Source organism: Bacteroidota bacterium, assembly GCA_016713925.1.
In the GTDB taxonomy this organism is placed as follows: domain Bacteria; phylum Bacteroidota; class Bacteroidia; order AKYH767-A; family OLB10; genus JAJTFW01.
Map to the genome: position 1 here is coordinate 1,018,406 of JADJOH010000007.1, position 18,743 is coordinate 1,037,148.

Genomic DNA, 18,743 nt, shown 5'->3' on the forward strand with positions numbered 1-18,743 from the left:
AAATAAAAACAGAAAGTTTGAAAGAAATTATAATACCTGTTGATTTCGCCAATGTTGTTGATTTTTTTGGTGTAAATGATTCTAATCTGGATATAATCAGGAAAAAATACCCCGCTTTAAAAATAGCAGGTCGGGGAAATGAACTAAAGATAATTGGAGAGGAAAGTCTGGTCGGATTTGCTGCCGAAAAGGTAAAGCAACTGCTCAACTATTTTCACGAACATGGAATGCTGACACCCACCGAAGTCAGTTATCTTTTGAATGGATCACTGCAATTTTCAGATCAGTCTACTGAAAAGAGTTCAGCATCCGTTTCTTCACCCTCAACAACTGCGGATAGCCGAGATGTCCTGGTTTTTGGTCCGGGAGGTGTGATGGTAAGAGCGCGGACACCCAACCAAAGGAAACTGGTGGAGTATTGTGAGAAGAATGATATTGTTTTTGCTATTGGTCCCGCAGGTACCGGTAAAACCTATACGGCAGTGGCATTGGCAGTCAGGGCCTTGAAAAATCGTGAAATACGTCGGATAATTCTGACTCGTCCTGCAGTAGAAGCAGGAGAAAATCTAGGCTTTCTGCCCGGCGATCTGAAAGAAAAAATCGATCCTTATCTGCGTCCGCTTTATGATGCATTGTTTGATATGATTCCGGGTGAAAAGCTGCGTTCATTTCTGGAGAATGGGGTGATTGAAGTAGCCCCTTTGGCTTTCATGCGGGGACGAACATTGGATCATGCTTATGTCATACTTGATGAGGCGCAGAATGCTACCGAAAGTCAATTAAAAATGTTTCTGACCCGGATGGGTCCTAATGCCAAAATGATTGTAACCGGAGATACCTCACAGGTGGATTTACCCCGAAATCAGCCGTCCGGTCTCCTTCAGGCTACGCGTTTACTAAAGAACATTGATGGAATAGGTTTCGTGCATCTGGATGCGGCTGACGTGGTCAGACATCGTTTAGTGCGGGATATCATTTTCGCCTATGATAAATTAAATGCAGAAGGTAAGTCAAATTCGGGCGATAGGAGTGAGGAGGCGGGGAAGTAAAGTTTACAACCTTTCGCAGAGGTAATGTCACCGGAAAAGTTGAAACTGCAATAGCTTCGAAATCAACTATCAGAAAATCAAATTCCCCATTGTATTCACCCGGAAATTCTTTTGTTAACAACTATTAAATGGTCATTCATTGAAGGGAAAAGTTACCTTTGTACTATATCAGAAAAACCATGGAACATTTAATCAGTGATCAGCAGTGTATAACACGCACACAATTTAAATTACCGGAGTTGACATCTGTGTATCATGGAAAAGTCAGGGATGTTTATATTTTAGATAATAAGTTGATGGTGATGGTAGTCACCGACAGGGTTTCAGCATTCGATGTTATTTTACCCCGACCTATACCCTACAAGGGTCAGGTGCTTAATCAATTGGCCTCCTATTTTTTGGAAGCTTCAAAAGACATTTGTCCCAACTGGATCATAAAAATTCCGGATCCGAATGCGGCTATCGGAATTCTCTGCAAACCCTATAAAGTGGAAATGGTGATCAGGGGTTTTTTAACCGGTCATGCCTGGAGGGAATATAGAAGCGGGAAGCGGATGATTTGTGGAGTTCCGATGCCCGATGGGTTAAAGGAAAATGATGCATTTCCTGAACCAATCATCACACCCACCACCAAAAGTTCACATGGCCATGATGAAGATATCTCCAGAGAAGAAATCATCGCAAAAGGCATCGTTGCAGAACAGGAGTACGAGCAACTGGAGAAATATACCAGAGCTCTCTATGAGCGCGGATTCAGAATGGCTATGGAGAAAGGCTTGATTCTGGTGGATACCAAGTACGAGTTTGGTAAGTCAAACGAAAAGATTTTCTCATTGATGAAATTCACCCCCGATTCTTCCAGATACTTTTACGCGGAAGGTTATGAAGAGCGCCAAAAAAATGGTCAGGAACAACGACAACTCAGCAAGGAATTTTTAAGACAATGGCTGATTGCTCATGACTTCCAGGGACTCGAAGGTCAAACCATTCCCGATATGCCGGATGAATTTGTGAAAGAGGTCAGTGAAAGGTATACGGAACTCTATGAAAAAATCACCGGTAAGTTCTTTGATAGAGTAGATACCCGTGACATTCTTAATCGAATTGAAAATAATATTCAGCAGGAATTGAAGCCATTACTATCGGGAATTTAAAGTGTAACTTTAGTATTTTATTTGCTGGAACCGAATGAAAAAAATCGGGAATACTAAATAACGGGTCCGGCAGTACGGTTTCTACCATTTATATTTTTAAAGTAAGCGGCCATAATGGGTGCATCTTGTTCGAAATTCCCATTTGGAGTAAATGGAGCATTGAACTTGACAGTTCTGTTTACATAATCGATACTGGTAAATACGATTGGAATACCGGCCTGATAGGCCATATAATAAAAGCCTGTTTTCCACTTTTCCACTTTTTTCCGAGTGCCTTCCGGAGCAATAGCAATCACAAAATGATTGGAGTTTTTTATCACCTGTACAACCTGATCTACTTTATTGGTTTTACTGCTTCTGTCAACGGGATAACCTCCAAGTCGGGTAAACAACCAACCCCATGGCTTTTTAAAAAGTTCCTTCTTCCCTAAAAAATTAGATTTAAATCTCATGATACTTCTAACGGCAAGGCCTACCAGAAAATCCCAGTTACTGGTATGAGGAGCAACGGCAATAATGTACTTCGTCAAATTGCGGGGGACATCACCTTCAATTTTCCATCCCAATATTTTAAAGAAGAATAAATAGACGAAGCGCATCGTTTGTGAAAATAGCAAAAAAAAAGGGAACAATAAATTGCTCCCTTTTTTCAATATATTGTTTTGGCTTATTCGGTAACCAGGACCAGGTATTTAGAAGCCATCCAAAACTTCTCAGGATCAGTAATTTCTAAAGCAGTTACTTTCTCATTTTCTTTCTTGAGATTATAAGTTCCTGTTGGATGAGTGCTCAGCATCTTCACATCTTTTGAATTTAACTCGATCGTTTTAGTAGAGGTGAAATCAATTTGAGTAAAGGCTTCCTGGTTGAAATCAGGAACCATTGACTTTTGTTTTCCTATACCAAGGAATCCACCTTGTTTCGTTAACACTTTCTTATCTCTAAGGGTTTTGTAATCACCCACAGTATAATATGCAGTGTGAAGTTTGGTGGTTTTCTCAGTAATTTCCCGCGCTTTATTTGCGTTATCATTCGTCATGGTATCAATTGTTCCCTGCATAGTGGTAATGGTACCATTTAAAGCAAGAACATTTTCATTCAAAGCATTGATACTGGAATCACGTTGAGCCAATTGTGTGTTCAATGAACCGATCATCTTTTCGAGTTCAGCTACTTTCACATTTGATTTACGTACTCGTGCTTGTAATTCAGAAAGTTTTTTCTTGTTCTGATCAATCAACTGGCGGATAGCATCAATATCGCCCATGATTTTAGTTTTAGCGTCCTGACTAACTTCTGGATTAGTGCCACCTTCACTTTTCAGCATTTCTTCTTGCTGAGTAAGTCCTTCAATACTAGTCTGGATTTCGCTAATATCCTGCATATAGCCATTGATAACAGAATCCTTGGCATCGTACTGTGCCATCAAACTATCGCGCTCGCGCATCATGCGCTCCACTTCTGCTTTGTAATCCGGGCCGCAGCTAGCCATCAGGAAACTAAGTCCTGCAATTATTAAGAGGTTTTTCATGTTCGAAGTGTTAGGTAAACTTTTTCGTTTGTCAAAGATAAACATAATTTCACCTATAATTATTGTATTTTCACCCAAATTAATTAACAACGCAAATGTTAATATCACTTTCTAAATGCCATTTTTGATCTCAGATACCAGATATTACTATTGTATAGTATTGTTTTTCAATAATATACTCCTGAAACGAGCCACTAAACCTTTCTCCAAGATTATTAAATTGTTAATGATTTAATTTCCTGATTTTTATCACTTAACAACGCTACTTTTGAGAAAAGGATGAGAAATATGTCACATTTATATAAAAGTTGGCAAAACCCTGATTCAGGCCAAAAGAAGTTTCTTTCTTCAACTTTAATGTATCATCTTTCGAAAAATATTAACAAAGATCTTTTCGAGGCCGTCAACGAATCATATATTGATGTAACTGATTTAAATTCCGAACAACCTGATCTTGTTATCTACGATAAACAGAATAAATTTCGTCCGGCTCTGATTATTGAATGTGTATCCGATGTCGATGAAGCAGATGCCATCAGAACGATTGAGATATTATGCAGCATTTATCATATTAAGGAAGGTTTCATTTATAATTTTGAAAGGGAACATTGGAAGAAAGTCGGATCTGATTCTACTTTAATAGCATCAAATGCTCATAGTGATGTATTAGGTATTAATATTGACCGAACGTTGGCGGATGGGTTATTAAGGTACGATTGATGTTTTTTAATAACGAATTTTTCTAATGGTCAGCTTAATGAAATATTTCCAGACTTCTTTAAGGATCATTTGGTATTGGTGATTCCCAAATTGGATATTAAATCACAGTGTCTTATTTACTACATTTGATAAGTTAATATTTTAACCGCAAGAAAATGAAAACACCTGCCATCTTCAATTTTATGAACTCCATTAAACTTATGGTGTTCTTTCTTCTATTTAGCCTGTCGGTCAATGCTTCTAATTATTATTGGGTAGGTGGAACAGGTCACTGGAACGATTTTTCTGTGCATTGGGCAACAAGCAGTGGCGGCACAGTGTTTCATACTGCCCCGCCATCGATTGCCGATGATGTTTTTATTGACAGCAATTCAGTCGTTAAATTTGATACTATTTTTTTTGATGATGCTATTAGTTATTGCAGAGATCTGAATGTTGATGCGAATACGGATTCTATTTATTTTGAAACACCATCAGCTAATCCGTACAGCTTTCTTCAATTGGGAGGTAATTTAAATGTAGTCCATAGAACATTTTGGGATCATGAATGGATGGGTGGAGTAGGTTTGTATCTGAATCCTACGAATTTTCAGACCACTCTATTTGCTCCGGAATCAAGGTTCCAGCAAATTCAAATTTTGGATTCCTGTAAAGTGTTAATGATGAGTGAACTTTCTGTTTATGGTGGAATTCTTTTCGATTCATCAGGTATTTCATTTCTGACCAACAACTATGATCTTTCCTGTATTCAACTATCCAGCTGGGATCCTAATCTTACTCCGGAAATTAAGTTGGGTACTTCCAACGTTGAAATAGGATATTCTATTGAAGTACCTGTTGATGCAGATAGTGCACATCTTATTTTTAATAGTTTTGGAACCTATCTGGTCCCGTTAAATGCAGATAAAATCACTATTGATAGTACAGCTCAGATTAATGGCTATACATGGACTCCCATCAAAGCTCGGGAATTGATCATTCATGGCTATTTCGAAAGTAATGCTGTTGATACCATAGGGAAACTAACCCTTTTCTTTTCTGGTGATTTTAACGCACCCTTAGTTTGTGACACAATTATCCTCACCAACCCTTACCAGTACTTTGCATTTTCTACGGTGGTGGTGAACAATTATATCGCAACCATTTCTACACCGGGGAATCAAATTTACTTTAATGGAAGTGCGCCCGGAACATTGCTGGTTAATAATATGGATACTGTTTGCCTTGATTATCTCAAAATGTCAGGTGTGGATGCATTAGGTTCAGCAGTCTATTATGCCGGAATTTTTTCAGATGACGATGGCGGTAATACAGGTTGGAGTTTTACTTCTTGTTCCCCCCTGGTGAGTCTGGTATGGCCGGGTGATGTTAACAATGATCTTATAGTCGATAATCTGGATCTCTTGTTAATTGGTGCCGGTTATTTTTATACCGGAGATATCCGTGACAGTATGTCTACATTATATATGGGACATGCCTCACTCGATTGGGCATCAACCTATGCCAATCTCGTAAATATGAAGTATGGAGATTGCAATGGAGATGGAGTGATCTTTACGGATGATACTCTGGCTATTTCTGAAAATTATGGGTTGACACATCCTGCATTCAAAGGAAATACAACACCCTTTCCTTTTTCCGGAATTGGCGCACCGCTTTATTTTGATTATCCGGGTTCAACACTTACACCGGGGGCATCTTATTCGCTTCCCATCAGCTATGGTCAAACCGGTGGAGCAGGGGATATGCTCTATGGACTGGCATTTTCAATTATATATGATACCACTCAAATAGACCCTTCGAGTGTGTTGGTTACCTTTCCGCCTTCATGGCTGGCTGATACTGCCGATTTACTTCGTATGCAACGAAATGATTCTATCTTAGGAAGTGTATCTTCCGCTCTTTCCCGTATCGACCAAAACAACAGTACCGGTTCCGGCGAAATTGCATCGTTGCATTTTACGGTAAAGCCCGGTTCAACAGGAAGCATACATTTTGATTTTATCAGGACCCTGGGCTTATTGGCTAATCAGTCACAAATTCTTCTGCAGCCTATTTCAAAAACATTTAATGCAACTACCGGTTTCGCAGATAATCAACCAATGAGTTTATCCCTCTGGCCTAATCCGGCAAACGAAACGATTACTATCAGATCCGCAGGTCTCCTTCAGGAATCAAAACTTCGGATATTCGATACCGTTGGAAAGCTAGTCTCACCCGAAACCCTGCTGCCACCTTCCGCTTCCGGGACAACAATTGATATTTCAGCATTGGTTCCCGGAGTTTATATGGTGGAATTGCAGACGACTACGCAGATAAAAACACAGCGTTTAATTGTATATTAATTCCCTTTGAATTCAGAAGAAAAATTCAACTTCGCTATTCAAATTGTCATTCAACGTGGCGAATGCTACACTATTTCGCACGTTTTCCTGCAATCTACTATAGTGAACCGAAAGAAGGTACTTGATAAGTACTAATACCCCAGTATCTTCATCATATTCTTCGCACTCTGCTCCTTCGCAAATAACCGGGTAGTGTATTCTCCGTTTTCATCGCGGTCAATGAGGACATGCTTGGGTGCAGGAATTAAACAATGCTGAATTCCGCCATAACCTCCAATACTCTCTTGGTATGCGCCTGTATGAAAGAAACCGATATACTGCGTCTCTCCCTCCTGCGGCTTTGGTAAAAACACCCGGTTGCGAACCGACTCCATGATATAGTAATCGTCCGAGTCACAAGTTATACCGCCAAGATTGATGCGATGGTATTCATCGTCCCAGTTGTTGATCGCCAAAAGAATAAACTTTTGCTTGATACCCCAGGTATCCGGAAGAGTGGTGATAAATGAGCTATCGATCATATTCCAAAGCTCATTGTCGTTTTGCTTTTTCTGTCCAATAATGCTAAACAATACTGCTCCGCTTTCTCCCACAGTAAATGATCCGAACTCCGTCATGATATGTGGCTCAGGCACCTCTTTTTGCATGCAAGCCGCCTTTATCTGACGAATGATTTCATCGGCCATGTATTGATAGTCGTAATTAAAGTCAAGCTTGGTTTTTATCGGAAAGCCTCCACCTATATCGAGATATTCCAACTCCGGACATAATTTCTTTAGTTCGCAATAAAGGTTGATGTTTTTTTGCAACTCACTCCAGTAATAGGCAGTGTCCTTGATGCCGGTATTGATAAAAAAATGCAGCATCTTCAGTTCAAAATTTTTATTCGACTTGATCGTATTCACATAAAAATCAAGAATTTCATTGTAGCGAATTCCCAAACGAGAAGTGTAAAATTCCGCATTGGGCTCTTCTTCAGCAGCAATCCGGAGCCCTATTTTAATTTTATGCTTCCCATCTTTTTGCAACTCATTTAATTCTTCCTTGTTATCTAGAATCGGAATAACATTGGAAAATCCATCGTCCAGCAAATCAATAATGCCTTCAATATAATTAGGTCGCTTGAATCCATTGCAAAGAATGAAAGTTTCCTTTGGCACTTTATTATCCTTGGCGAGCTCCTTAATAATCGGAATATCGAAAGCGGAACTCGTCTCCAGGTGAATATCATTTTTCAAAGCTTCATTTAAAATGAACTCAAAATGGGAACTCTTCGTACAATAGCAGTACAAATAATTACCTTCGTAGTCGGCTTTGGCCATCGCTACGTGAAATAACCGTTTGGCTTTCTGGATCTGAGAACCGATCTTTGGAAGATAGGTTATTTTTAATGGCGTTCCATACTGTTCAATGATATCCATTAAAGGTATACCATTGAATTGCAATAAGTTGTCTTCTACAGCAAACTCTTCTTGTGGAAACTCGAATGTTTGTTGGATGAGGTCAATATAACGATTCTTCATTAATGTAAGTGACTTACTTGTTAAATTCCATGCGAATGTAAGTAACTTAGATCACAAAAATGATGAAGTACAAATTAATTTATAGTGTTAAATAAGTAGAGCAAAAGTATAAAGTAATATATCCTTTCAACATAATTTCAATACTATGCATAAGAAAATTAAGCTCATTGAAGTGAAATCCGAGATAGGTGCCGGTACACGAGGAGCAAGTCTCGGACCTGATGCCATTAAGATAGCGGCTTTGGATTATGGTTCCAATTTGTTCCATAAATTGTCGTCAGTAGAGATCCCTGTGGAGAATAATCTCCTATTTGAAGCACAAGGATCTACATACGCCAAACGAATTCGGGGTATAGTCAATATATACGATAAGTTAAGTAAGACTGTGTTGGAAACCTTAAAAGCAAAAGAATTTCCAATCATACTTGCCGGTGACCATAGTACATCCGGAGGAACTATTGCCGGTATAAAAATGGCGAATCCGAAAGTCCGCCTGGGGGTGATCTGGATAGATGCGCATGCGGATTTACATTCTCCTTTTACCAGTCCAACCGGAAATGTTCATGGGATGCCCTTAGCAGCAACTCTTGGCGAAGATAATATTGCCAATAAGATGAATAAACCGGACAAGGAAACCATAGAAATGTGGAATAAACTTAAGAAAGTAGGAGGAATAAGTCCCAAAATCAATTATTCCGACCTTGTTTTCATAGGTGTAAGGGATGTAGAGCCTGAAGAAAGTTTCCTGATTAAAAAACATAAGATAAAAGCTTTTACAACTAATGATGTCAAGCGACATGGCGTCGAAAAAATAGCAAGGGATGCTTTGGCTTATCTGAATAACTGTCAGATGATATATGTCTCTTTTGATGTAGACTCAATGGATAGCTCTATCTCTAAAGGAACCGGAACTCCTGTTCGGAATGGTATCACCGAAAAAGAGGCGGGATCGCTTTGTGTCCGTCTTATTCAGAATGAAAAAGTTTGTTGCTTTGAAATTGCAGAGGTGAACCCTACGCTCGATAAGGAAAATCTGATGGCTGAAAATACTTTTGAAATTCTTCAACGTGTGGTGGCTCAGATTGCCTGAGGACGAAGGGCTGCTATGCACAAACCTTTGTCAATAAGAGTGACAATTTTCATGTCTTTCTCTCTTGCAAATCTGTTGGAGCGACTAATTTTGCAGCATGTTATTCGAAATAGAACTGCGTACAGCGGTGCAGGAAGGTATGTCCCGGTTGTTTCATCTGGATGTACTTCCTGATGATATTTCTATTCAGCCCACCCGAAAGGATTTTGATGGTGATCTGACCGTTGTGGTTTTTAATCTGGCTAAAAAAGCAGGGAAGTCTCCTGATGCCATTGGTAAGGAGTTGTCGGATTGGTTAGCAACGAAGAGCTCCCTGGTGTCCTCCTCTAATGTGGTTAAAGGATTTTTAAATGTGGTGTTTCAGCCGGAATCATGGCTACGCATTTATGAAGAAGAGACCGCCGATCCGGCTTTTTTCGAAAAGAAACCGGATCCAAATCTGGCTGCGCATCCCGTTTTAGTAGAATATAGTTCTCCAAACACGAATAAACCCCTTCACCTGGGTCATGTTCGCAATAACCTTCTTGGGTTTAGTATTGCAGAATTACTTAAGGCGAGCGGTACCACAGTAAAGAAAGTAAACCTGATTAATGATCGGGGAATTCATATATGCAAGTCGATGCTTGCCTGGCAAAAATTGGGAAACGGTGAAACTCCTGCATCTTCCGGGATGAAAGGAGATCATCTGGTGGGAAAGTATTATGTGGAATTTGACAGGTTATATAAGGCCGAAATTGCCGAACTGGTATCCGCAGGTATGCCGGAAGATGATGCCAGGAAGAAGGCGGGAAGTATGGTTGAGGCGCAGGAGATGCTTCGCAAATGGGAAGCCGGCGATGAAGCTACGCTCGCACTCTGGAAAATGATGAATGAATGGGTGTACGCAGGATTTAATGCTTCCTACAAGCAATTGGGCGTTGACTTTGATAAATTTTACTACGAGTCAGAAATGTATCTCGTAGGTAAGGAATTGGTGTTGGAAGGGCTGAAGAAGGGTGTTTTCTTTCAAAAACCGGATGGATCTGTATGGGTCGACCTCACCGATGAAGGCCTGGATCAGAAATTACTGCTCCGAAGTGATGGCACCAGTGTATACATCACTCAGGATATCGGAACCTCTAAAAAACGATTTGATGAAACTGGCTTTAGCCGGTTAATTTATGTGGTGGGTAATGAGCAGGATTATCATTTCAAAGTACTCAAACTCGTCATTAAGAAGCTGGGGTATGAATGGTGGGACCGTTTGTATCATTTATCCTACAATATGGTTGATCTTCCTCAGGGTAAGATGAAATCGAGAGAGGGAACGGTAGTGGATGCCGATGATCTGATGAAGGAGATGATTGACGAAGCCGGTAACATCACAAGAGAACTGGGAAAAATAAGTGATTTTGAATCGGAAGAAGCAACCGCTTTGTACAATATGATTGGAATGGGTGCGCTGAAATATTTTATCCTCAAAGTGGACCCTGAAAAACGAATGTTGTTTAATCCCGCTGAATCCATCGATTTCAATGGCAACACCGGACCTTTTATACAGTATACCTATGCCCGAATAAAATCTGTATTACGGAAAGGTGAAAATTACCATGAATTGAAAGATTTTCTTTCCTCTTCTCCCGGAAATTACTCCGGTATGAATGAAAAGGAAAAAGTATTGATAAAATGGATGCTAAAATATCCATTTGTGTTGGGTGAAGCTGCTGAAAGACTAAGCCCTGCAGTGATTGCGAATTATGTGTACGAATTGGCTAAAATTTACAACCAGTTCTATCACGAGTATCCCATCGTCGATCCGGTAGAGATCGAAACATCTAAATTCAGAATGCATTTATCTATGAAATGTGCAGGACTGATTCAAAGGAATTTGAAATTACTCGGAATTGAAGTTCCGGAAAGAATGTAAATGTTAAAGTATGCGTATTAAAGTGAGTCGGTTTATATTGGTGGTGATGGGTGTTATAGCAGTAAATATGGCATTGATCATCAGTGTTTCGGGAGTAGATACAGCCCGGAAGAAGGATCAGGAGTTTAGTAGTATAACATTGAAAGAGGGTGATCTCGTTTTCAGAAACGGGTACGGTATGATCAGCAGCTGGTTTCAGCGTTGCTCGCTCCGGGATCCTTCCTTTAGCCATGCCGGAATTGTTGTCTTTAAGGAAGATCAACCTTTTGTGGTGCATCTGCAACAAAGTAATTATGGGAGTCCGCTAAAATGCGAACGTATTTCAGAATTCTGGAGCAAGGAAATTTGTAGCAAGGGCGCCGTCTATCGGCCGGATGTGTCCGCACTCGAAATTGACAATATCGTGGAGGATGTAAAAAATGATTTAAAAAATATTCCGGAATTCGATTATGAATTTAATATGGAGGATAATAGTAAGTTTTATTGTTCAGAGTGGATAAGGGATAAATTTATTAATGCCACCGGTGATGTGAATTATTTCCCGGTGACAAGCCTTGAAAATTTCAGTTACATTGCTCCGGATAATCTTTACTTAAATCAGCATTCAACATTCATCTATAGATTTAATTATCCATGATTCGCAAACTAATATTACCATTTACCATAATTCTCCTGACTATTACTTCCTGCAAAAAGGATGAAGATCCTGTTATTGTTGCGGAAATGTTTTTAAATGCGATGCAGGAAAGGGACTATGAGACAGCGAAGAAATATGGTACCGTTGAAACAATAAAGCTGCTTGAACAATTTGAAAAAATTGAAGAGTTGAATGATATTGAATCCGAAGAAGCGCCCGGAAAGATCAGCATTCTTTCTGAAGACATCCGTGGAGTGAATGCTATCGTTTATTTTACAGAAGCCGGTAATAATGCGGAGCAAAAAATCTCCTTAAAAAAGGTAGAAACACCCGACGGTAAGATGTGGAAAGTAGCCCTCAAAAAAGAAGAAATCAAAATGATCCAAAACCCCGGCAGCTAAAACTTTATCTACTTCAACAATACCTAATTAGAACGCTGAGGCTAAAGCCTACACTGATTTAACTGATTTACGCAATTCCATTCCCTCAGCCTTAAATAGATTTGATCCTTTAGTATTTCGTAATTTATTGTATTCGCATTTTATTTCGTATTCGTGAATTCGAAATTTTTAGTATTCGTATTTTATTTCGTATTTCGTACCGGATTATCAGAGAATGAAGGATTATGGATTTCCACTTTCTTTTATTGAATATTCGTATTAATTTCGTAACCCCTCTTTATAGTTTTATCCCATCAAGAATCCCAATGCTCATTAACTTCTCCTTACTACCACCATCTTCCCGCATCTGGATCTTTCAGTCCTCACGTATTCTTCTTCCTGCTGAAGTGACTACCCTACAGGCACAGACCGATCTTTTCCTGCAGCAATGGACCGCTCATAAAGCCGACTTAAATGCTTCATCCCTGGTTGTAGATGACCTGTTTCTGATTGTGGCAGTGGATGAATCGGAAGTGAATGCCAGTGGCTGTTCCATTGATAAATTGTATCAATTTGTGAAGAATGTGCAGCAACAATTAAATATTGATTTACTCGATAGATTAAAAGTCGCTTTTGTCAATTCGGAGAATACTATTTCCACAACTTCTTTAAAGGAAATGGAGAGTATGATACAATCGGGTAGGGTGGATGGTGAACTTCCCGTGTATGACTTAACAGTGACCACAGTGGGAGAATTTTCGGATAAGTTCAAGGCTCCGCTTAAATCAACCTGGTTAAACAGATTTCAACCTGTCTGATGCTGTCGCTCATCTCACGTTTACCGGGCCCTTCGTGGATAAAAAGTCTGATCAGATTTCTTATCCTTCTATTGCTTTTCTATGCCGTGCTTAAAGGAGTTCAAGCTTATCTGACCTGGCATTTCGAGCATCCCATTGAGGCAAAGTGAGGGTTGCCTGTAAACTAAAAAATAGAGAGCTAAGCAAAATTTCAGGAAGTAACCCGCTCACTACTATTCCGCACTGCTTTTCTTTCTGATTCTCATATTCAAAAGTTCAACGAGAAGAGAGAAGGCCATCGCAAAGTAAATGTAGCCTTTAGGCACCTCGTAGTGGAAGGCTTCTATTGTAAGCATGAATCCAATCATCAGGAGGAAGGAGAGCGCCAGCATTTTAATGGTAGGGTGCTTATTGACAAAGTCTGAAACCGATTTCGCAGAAATTAACATGACAATCATAGAAATGATAACGGCCAGTATCATAATGCTTACATGATCTACCAGACCCACAGCTGTTAAAATGGAATCAAATGAAAACACGATATCCAATCCGATAATCTGAGCAATCGCCATGTTAAGAGTAAGCTTTTTCATGCCGGGCGTAGATAAATGTTCTTCCTTGCTGATTTTACCGTGTATCTCAGAGGTGCTCTTGGCCATCAAAAAGAGTCCGCCAAAAAGTAAAACCATATCCCTGCCACTAAATCCATGGTCCATAATTGTGATGAATGGCTCTTTCAAGCTGACAATCCAACTGATACTGAACAATAAGGCAATCCGTATGATCAAGGCGAGGCTTAGTCCAATTCTGCGTGCCTTAGCTTGTTGTTGATAAGGAAGCTTCCCTGCAAGGATAGAGATGAAAATAATGTTATCAATACCCAACACGATCTCCATAATCACAAGAGTTAGTAATGAAATAAGACCGTCAACTGTTAAAATAACTGATAGCTCTTCCTGCATAATGGGGAATGGATTTAGTTTGCAAAGATAGTCGGTGGAAATCGAATACCTTGTTTTAAGTTAATGATGATGTTTAAAATAGTTTAAAACCCCTTGTGGGATAAAATAATTTCATTTTCTAACAGGGCAATTAAAAGAATACCTGTTTAAATTAAGTCGGGGTGGCCAGATTTGAACTGACGACCTCCAGCACCCCATGCTGGCGCGATACCGGGCTACGCTACACCCCGAGTGGATATCTATTACTATTATTTTCTTTCCCGGAAACAAATAGAACAGGTTGGTTGTTCGTCTGATAGGTTTATGAGAAAGAAAATTTGAGACTGCAAAAGTATATGTATAATCGACCTTTCACAAATTTAATCTCAGTCTCTGCTGATTCATTTACTATTTCTTCTGTTTCAGGTTATTATATTGTCACCAGAGAGTGCTCCTTTGCTTTCAAAGAGGTTTTTCTCCTTAGTTTTGCAGCCTTATGAAAAAGTATTTCCTGCTCCTCCTACTTCCTTGCCTGGTTTTTTCTTCTTCTTTCTCTCAGGAAAATGTTGATAATAAAGCAACTATAAGTGGTTACGTGAAGGACTCCCTTACCGGGGAAGCACTTACCGGTGCAGCCATTTATGTGAAGGAACTGGAAAAAGGGGCTAATGCAAATGCCTATGGTTTTTTCTCTTTGACAGTAAATCAAGCAAAATATTTACTGCTTATCAATTTTGTAGGCTATCAGGAAAAACAGATAGAAATTGATCTGAAAAAGAATGTCTCCCTCACGATTGAACTGGCTCCTAAAGTGTATGAAAAACAAGAGGTGGTGATCACAGGTGAACGCATTGACCGTAATATCAAGAGTACGGATATGGGGCGGGTGGAGCTGGAGATTGAAAAGATAAAAAGTTTGCCGGCATTACTGGGAGAGGTGGATATTTTAAAAGCGATTCAGTTGTTACCCGGTGTGCAGGATGCAGGGGAGGGGAACTCGGGATTTTATGTGCGTGGCGGTGGACCTGATCAAAATCTGGTATTATTGGATGAAGGTGTGGTATATAATGCATCCCATCTCTTCGGATTTTTCTCGGTTTTTAATCCGGATGCGGTGAAAAATATTACACTTACAAAAGGTGGAATGCCTGCCCAGTATGGCGGTCGACTGGCATCGGTGCTGGATATCTCGATGAAGGATGGTAATATGAAGGAGTACCATGCAGAAGGTGGTATTGGATATATAGCCTCACGTTTCACGTTTGAAGGGCCTATTGTGAAGGATAAAGGTTCCTTTATTGTGAGTGGACGTCGTACGTTTATTGATCTCTTTTTACGGGAACCTTTTATCGGTCCTGAGTCGAACATCGCCGGTAACTCTTATTACTTTTTTTGATCTCAATGCCAAGTTGAACTATCAGTTATCATCTAAAGATCGACTGTTTATGAGTGGTTATTTCGGCAGAGATGTTTTCAACTTCAAGAGCAGAGAAACCGGATTTGCCGTGCGTATCCCCTGGGGAAATGCCACGACTTCCCTCCGCTGGAATCACCTTTTCAATGATAAAATGTTTATGAATACCTCGCTCATTTTTAGCGATTATAAATTCGAGTTCGGTGCGAAGCAACAGCAGTTTGATTTCAGGATTTTCTCGGGAATACGTGATTATAATGTGAAAATGGATCTCAACTGGTTTCCGAATATTCTCCATAACGTGAAGTTCGGCGGGAATTATATTTATCATCGCTTTACACCTACCAATGCCTATGCCCGCTCGGGTGATGTGGTTTTTGATCTGGGAGATATCACCCGTTTCTATGCGCACGACGCCGCTTTATATGTGAATGACGAATGGGATATCACGGAGAAACTCAGAGTGAATGGGGGACTGCGGATGACTTACTTTGCACACATCGGTCCCTTCTCCCGCTACGTGGAAGATCCTTCTTTTGAAGGCCGTTTTATTGATACCATCGACTATGCTGCAGGAAAAAAAGTGAAGGATTACTATAACCTCGAACCGCGAGTAAGTGTACGTTATGAATTGAATAAGTTTTCCTCCATCAAAGCTTCCTATACTCAGAATTATCAGTACATCCATATCGCTTCTTTTGGTTCTGTAAGTCTGCCGACAGATGTTTGGGTGCCGAGTACTGACAGAGTGAAACCTCAGTATGGAGTTCAGTATGCATTGGGATATTTCAGGAATTTTAAGGATAATTTGTTTGAGACTTCCGTAGAGGTGTATTACAAGGAAATGAAGAATCAGATCGATTACCGCGAAGGCGCGACGCCCGATCAGGATGTCAGAAATAATCCTGATAATAATTTTGTTTTCGGAGAGGGATGGAGTTATGGTGCCGAGTTTTTTGTGAAGAAGTCGAAGGGGAATTTTAGTGGATGGGTGGGCTATACCTTAGCCTGGACAGAGCGTAATTTTCCGGACCTGAATTTCGGAAGAGATTTTCCTGCTAAATACGATCGCCGTCATGATGTGTCCGTTGTTTTGACCTATGAACGTTCCAAAAAATGGTTGTTCGGAATGACCTGGGTCTATGCTACCGGTGATGCCCTGACGCTACCTACGGAAAGGTATTTCATGTCGGCCGGACCTCCGGTTTCCGTGAATGGAAGTGGTGGGCTCGACGTGAATAATAATTTCTACATCCTAAGCGGCTATGATAACCGCAATGACTTCCGTCAGAAAGCCTATCACCGCCTCGATTTCTCCGCAACATTACGCAGCCAGAAAGTGAAGAAATTCAAGAGTGAGTGGGTATTTGCCGTTTACAATATGTATGGTCGACAAAATCCTTATTTCATTTATTTCGATGTGCAGGGAAACAGCCAGGACGGCAATCAGAGAGTGCAAGCCAAGCAGGTCTCCTTATTCAGTATTATCCCTTCCGTTACTTATAATTTTAAATTCTGATCTATGAAAAAAATATTCTTCTTCATCGGAACCTGCCTGCTGATCAGCAGTTGTGAGAAAGATATCTCTCTGGATCTCCCCGAAACAGAGTCCAAAGTAGTAGTGGATGGCTATGTGGAAATTGGATTGCCTCCCTACGTGATTCTCAGCAAGAGTGAAGCTTATTTTAATCCTATCGGGCAGAACAGCATTAATAATTTACCCATTCGTGGAGCTATTGTTACCATCAGCAACGGAACGGATACTATTCAGTTGACAGAAATAGACACCTCATTGAATGGAGTTTCCGTCGGTGGATTTTATGTCGCTCTGGATAGCCTCACGTTTCTGCCCACTATGATTGGAATTCCGGGTACCCACTATACCTTGAACATTATTACTGCAGATGGCAGACAAGTCAGTTCATCGGCAGTTTTACATGAGCCGGTGGCATTGGACAGTGTTTGGTTTAAGGTGCAGGACAACCTCGATAGTCTGGGCTTTGCATGGGCAAAACTTTCTGATCCGGATACTTTGGGAAACTATTACCGATGGTTTGCCAAGCGACTGAATAAAGATGATTTGTATTATACGCCCTTCGGCTCTGTATTTGAAGATAAATTCATCAACGGACAAAGTTTTGATTTTGCCTATAACAGAGGTACAGTTCAAAACTCGGATGCAGAGGAAGATAAAAATGAAGAGGCCGGATTTTATAAAAAGGGAGACACCATCGTAGTAAAATTCTGTTCCATCGACCGTGGAACCTATGAGTTCTGGAGAGACGCAGAAAATCAATTGGCCAATAATGGTAGTCCTTTTGCCGTTCCTTCCAACGTGAAATCGAATATCAATGGCGGAAGAGGGTTGTTTGCTACCTATTCAGTAGCTTACGACACGATCATTGCCCGGTAATTATCTCCGGTTTAAATTTTTACTTTTAGCAGCTCATATGAGGTAGTTAAATGCCATGAAAAGAATTCAGAATTTGATTGATCAGGGCGAAGGTGCCATGCTGGATTTCAAAAAGGAAATCAGTAATGTGCATCGTATTGCTAAATCTATCGTTTCCTTTGCTAATCTTCATGGTGGGACTTTGCTGGTAGGAGTAAATGATGACGGAACCATTAGTGGCATAAAAACCGAAGAGGAAAAATTCATGCTGGAGAAAGCGGCTGAATTCTTCTGCACACCGCCCATCGAGCTCATCATCCACGAATGGAACCTGCGCGGGAAAATGATTCTGGAAGTCATTGTTCCGGAAGGAAGGGATAAGCCCTATTATGCTACGGATGAAGAGGGAAAAAAATGGGTGTATGTAAGGGAAAAGGATCAATCGCTCCTGGCAAGTAAAGTGTTGGTAGAAGTTCTGAAAAGAAAGCATTCCTCGCGGCCTTCCATCATAAAATACACGAGTAAAGAGAAGGCACTCATGGACTATCTCCAGGCCCATCCACGCATTACCTTGAAGGAGTTTTCAAATATGGTCAACATCAGCCGATGGCGGGCTCAAAAGATATTGGTCAACCTGGCTTCCGTAGGTGTGATTCGAGTGCATGATATCGAAAAGCCGGAGTTTTATACGCTGGGGATGTAGTTTTGACTCATTGGTTTGTACTTTCAAATGATTTTTTTGCATTTTTCAAATAGCTTATGCCTTTGCTTTTTTGCAAATAAGTAGCTTTCTAACCTAATTTAAAACTAAACCTTATGAAAAACATTTGTAGTAATTATTTGAAAATTATTCTTTCCATTCTA

15 protein-coding genes, 1 tRNA gene and 1 pseudogene are annotated in these 18,743 nt (G+C 40.2%); 12 read left to right on the forward strand and 5 right to left on the reverse strand.

The annotated features are described in order from the left end of the window. Nucleotides 1-17: 17 nt before the first annotated feature. Together IPJ86_12505 and IPJ86_12510 are read left to right on the forward strand one after the other, a co-directional pair. Nucleotides 18-1,049: a PhoH family protein gene (locus tag IPJ86_12505; protein MBK7888071.1), complete on the forward strand. Its 1,032-nt coding sequence runs from the start codon at nucleotides 18-20 to the stop codon at nucleotides 1,047-1,049. A 179-nt stretch (nucleotides 1,050-1,228) separates the two neighbouring features. Beyond that, nucleotides 1,229-2,203 (forward strand): phosphoribosylaminoimidazolesuccinocarboxamide synthase, encoded by a 975-nt coding sequence (locus IPJ86_12510; protein MBK7888072.1) that lies wholly within the window; start codon nucleotides 1,229-1,231, stop codon nucleotides 2,201-2,203. Between the two features lie 53 nt (nucleotides 2,204-2,256). Here IPJ86_12510 and IPJ86_12515 read toward each other — a convergent pair whose 3' ends face one another. Together IPJ86_12515 and IPJ86_12520 are read right to left on the reverse strand one after the other, a co-directional pair. After that, nucleotides 2,257-2,802, reverse strand: a complete 546-nt coding sequence (locus IPJ86_12515) for a 1-acyl-sn-glycerol-3-phosphate acyltransferase (GenBank protein MBK7888073.1) — start codon at nucleotides 2,800-2,802, stop codon at nucleotides 2,257-2,259. 68 nt (nucleotides 2,803-2,870) lie between these two features. Then, nucleotides 2,871-3,734, reverse strand: a complete 864-nt coding sequence (locus IPJ86_12520; protein MBK7888074.1) for a hypothetical protein — start codon at nucleotides 3,732-3,734, stop codon at nucleotides 2,871-2,873. A gap of 288 nt (nucleotides 3,735-4,022) precedes the next feature. Between IPJ86_12520 and IPJ86_12525 the strand changes: the two genes are divergently transcribed. Then, entirely contained in the window at nucleotides 4,023-4,454 is a 432-nt protein-coding gene (locus IPJ86_12525; protein MBK7888075.1) for a hypothetical protein, read from the forward strand. A 155-nt stretch (nucleotides 4,455-4,609) separates the two neighbouring features. Further along, entirely contained in the window at nucleotides 4,610-6,799 is a 2,190-nt protein-coding gene (locus IPJ86_12530) for a T9SS type A sorting domain-containing protein (protein ID MBK7888076.1), read from the forward strand. A 131-nt stretch (nucleotides 6,800-6,930) separates the two neighbouring features. Here the strand turns inward: IPJ86_12530 and IPJ86_12535 are convergent, their stop codons facing one another. Continuing rightward, nucleotides 6,931-8,322 (reverse strand): arginine decarboxylase, encoded by a 1,392-nt coding sequence (locus IPJ86_12535; protein ID MBK7888077.1) that lies wholly within the window; start codon nucleotides 8,320-8,322, stop codon nucleotides 6,931-6,933. Nucleotides 8,323-8,467: 145 nt separating this feature from the next. Here IPJ86_12535 and IPJ86_12540 point away from each other — a divergent pair, with 145 nt between their 5' ends. From IPJ86_12540 to IPJ86_12560, 5 genes are all read left to right on the forward strand, one after another. Continuing rightward, complete coding sequence (locus tag IPJ86_12540) at nucleotides 8,468-9,412, forward strand: arginase (protein MBK7888078.1); 945 nt, start codon at nucleotides 8,468-8,470, stop codon at nucleotides 9,410-9,412. Nucleotides 9,413-9,509: 97 nt separating this feature from the next. Beyond that, complete coding sequence (locus IPJ86_12545; protein ID MBK7888079.1) at nucleotides 9,510-11,318, forward strand: arginine--tRNA ligase; 1,809 nt, start codon at nucleotides 9,510-9,512, stop codon at nucleotides 11,316-11,318. A gap of 10 nt (nucleotides 11,319-11,328) precedes the next feature. Continuing rightward, nucleotides 11,329-11,955, forward strand: a complete 627-nt coding sequence (locus tag IPJ86_12550; protein MBK7888080.1) for a hypothetical protein — start codon at nucleotides 11,329-11,331, stop codon at nucleotides 11,953-11,955. After that, nucleotides 11,952-12,356: a hypothetical protein gene (locus IPJ86_12555; GenBank protein ID MBK7888081.1), complete on the forward strand. Its 405-nt coding sequence runs from the start codon at nucleotides 11,952-11,954 to the stop codon at nucleotides 12,354-12,356. Before IPJ86_12550 ends, IPJ86_12555 begins: the two co-directional genes overlap by 4 nt. Nucleotides 12,357-12,661: 305 nt before the next feature. Further along, nucleotides 12,662-13,153: a hypothetical protein gene (locus tag IPJ86_12560; protein ID MBK7888082.1), complete on the forward strand. Its 492-nt coding sequence runs from the start codon at nucleotides 12,662-12,664 to the stop codon at nucleotides 13,151-13,153. A 212-nt stretch (nucleotides 13,154-13,365) separates the two neighbouring features. Here IPJ86_12560 and IPJ86_12565 read toward each other — a convergent pair whose 3' ends face one another. Continuing rightward, nucleotides 13,366-14,094 carry a TerC family protein gene (locus IPJ86_12565; GenBank protein ID MBK7888083.1) on the reverse strand — a complete coding sequence of 243 codons (729 nt, stop codon included), beginning with the start codon at nucleotides 14,092-14,094 and terminating at the stop codon, nucleotides 13,366-13,368. A gap of 156 nt (nucleotides 14,095-14,250) precedes the next feature. Further along, nucleotides 14,251-14,324, reverse strand: a tRNA-Pro gene (locus IPJ86_12570). Nucleotides 14,325-14,569: 245 nt separating this feature from the next. On the opposite strand from IPJ86_12570, the pseudogene IPJ86_12575 reads away from it, so the two are divergent. The 3 genes and pseudogenes from IPJ86_12575 to IPJ86_12585 all read left to right on the forward strand — a co-directional run bounded on the left by IPJ86_12575 (nucleotide 14,570) and on the right by IPJ86_12585 (nucleotide 18,582). Next, nucleotides 14,570-17,006 (forward strand): annotated as a pseudogene (locus IPJ86_12575) (TonB-dependent receptor). A gap of 3 nt (nucleotides 17,007-17,009) precedes the next feature. Then, nucleotides 17,010-17,900, forward strand: coding sequence for a DUF4249 domain-containing protein (locus tag IPJ86_12580; protein ID MBK7888084.1), 891 nt, complete (start codon nucleotides 17,010-17,012; stop codon nucleotides 17,898-17,900). Between the two features lie 55 nt (nucleotides 17,901-17,955). Next, nucleotides 17,956-18,582 (forward strand): ATP-binding protein, encoded by a 627-nt coding sequence (locus IPJ86_12585; GenBank protein MBK7888085.1) that lies wholly within the window; start codon nucleotides 17,956-17,958, stop codon nucleotides 18,580-18,582. Nucleotides 18,583-18,743 lie beyond the last annotated feature (161 nt).

Bases quoted from the DNA above. Each gene is read 5' to 3' on its own strand.
- IPJ86_12510 (MBK7888072.1), top strand. From the start codon at position 1,229: ATGGAACATTTAATCAGTGATCAGCAGTGTATAACACGCACACAATTT.
- IPJ86_12515 (MBK7888073.1), bottom strand. From the start codon at position 2,802: ATGCGCTTCGTCTATTTATTCTTCTTTAAAATATTGGGATGGAAAATT.
- IPJ86_12520 (MBK7888074.1), bottom strand. From the start codon at position 3,734: ATGAAAAACCTCTTAATAATTGCAGGACTTAGTTTCCTGATGGCTAGC.
- IPJ86_12525 (MBK7888075.1), top strand. From the start codon at position 4,023: ATGTCACATTTATATAAAAGTTGGCAAAACCCTGATTCAGGCCAAAAG.
- IPJ86_12530 (MBK7888076.1), top strand. From the start codon at position 4,610: ATGAAAACACCTGCCATCTTCAATTTTATGAACTCCATTAAACTTATG.
- IPJ86_12535 (MBK7888077.1), bottom strand. From the start codon at position 8,322: ATGAAGAATCGTTATATTGACCTCATCCAACAAACATTCGAGTTTCCA.
- IPJ86_12540 (MBK7888078.1), top strand. From the start codon at position 8,468: ATGCATAAGAAAATTAAGCTCATTGAAGTGAAATCCGAGATAGGTGCC.
- IPJ86_12545 (MBK7888079.1), top strand. From the start codon at position 9,510: ATGTTATTCGAAATAGAACTGCGTACAGCGGTGCAGGAAGGTATGTCC.
- IPJ86_12550 (MBK7888080.1), top strand. From the start codon at position 11,329: ATGCGTATTAAAGTGAGTCGGTTTATATTGGTGGTGATGGGTGTTATA.
- IPJ86_12555 (MBK7888081.1), top strand. From the start codon at position 11,952: ATGATTCGCAAACTAATATTACCATTTACCATAATTCTCCTGACTATT.
- IPJ86_12560 (MBK7888082.1), top strand. From the start codon at position 12,662: ATGCTCATTAACTTCTCCTTACTACCACCATCTTCCCGCATCTGGATC.
- IPJ86_12565 (MBK7888083.1), bottom strand. From the start codon at position 14,094: ATGCAGGAAGAGCTATCAGTTATTTTAACAGTTGACGGTCTTATTTCA.
- IPJ86_12580 (MBK7888084.1), top strand. From the start codon at position 17,010: ATGAAAAAAATATTCTTCTTCATCGGAACCTGCCTGCTGATCAGCAGT.
- IPJ86_12585 (MBK7888085.1), top strand. From the start codon at position 17,956: ATGAAAAGAATTCAGAATTTGATTGATCAGGGCGAAGGTGCCATGCTG.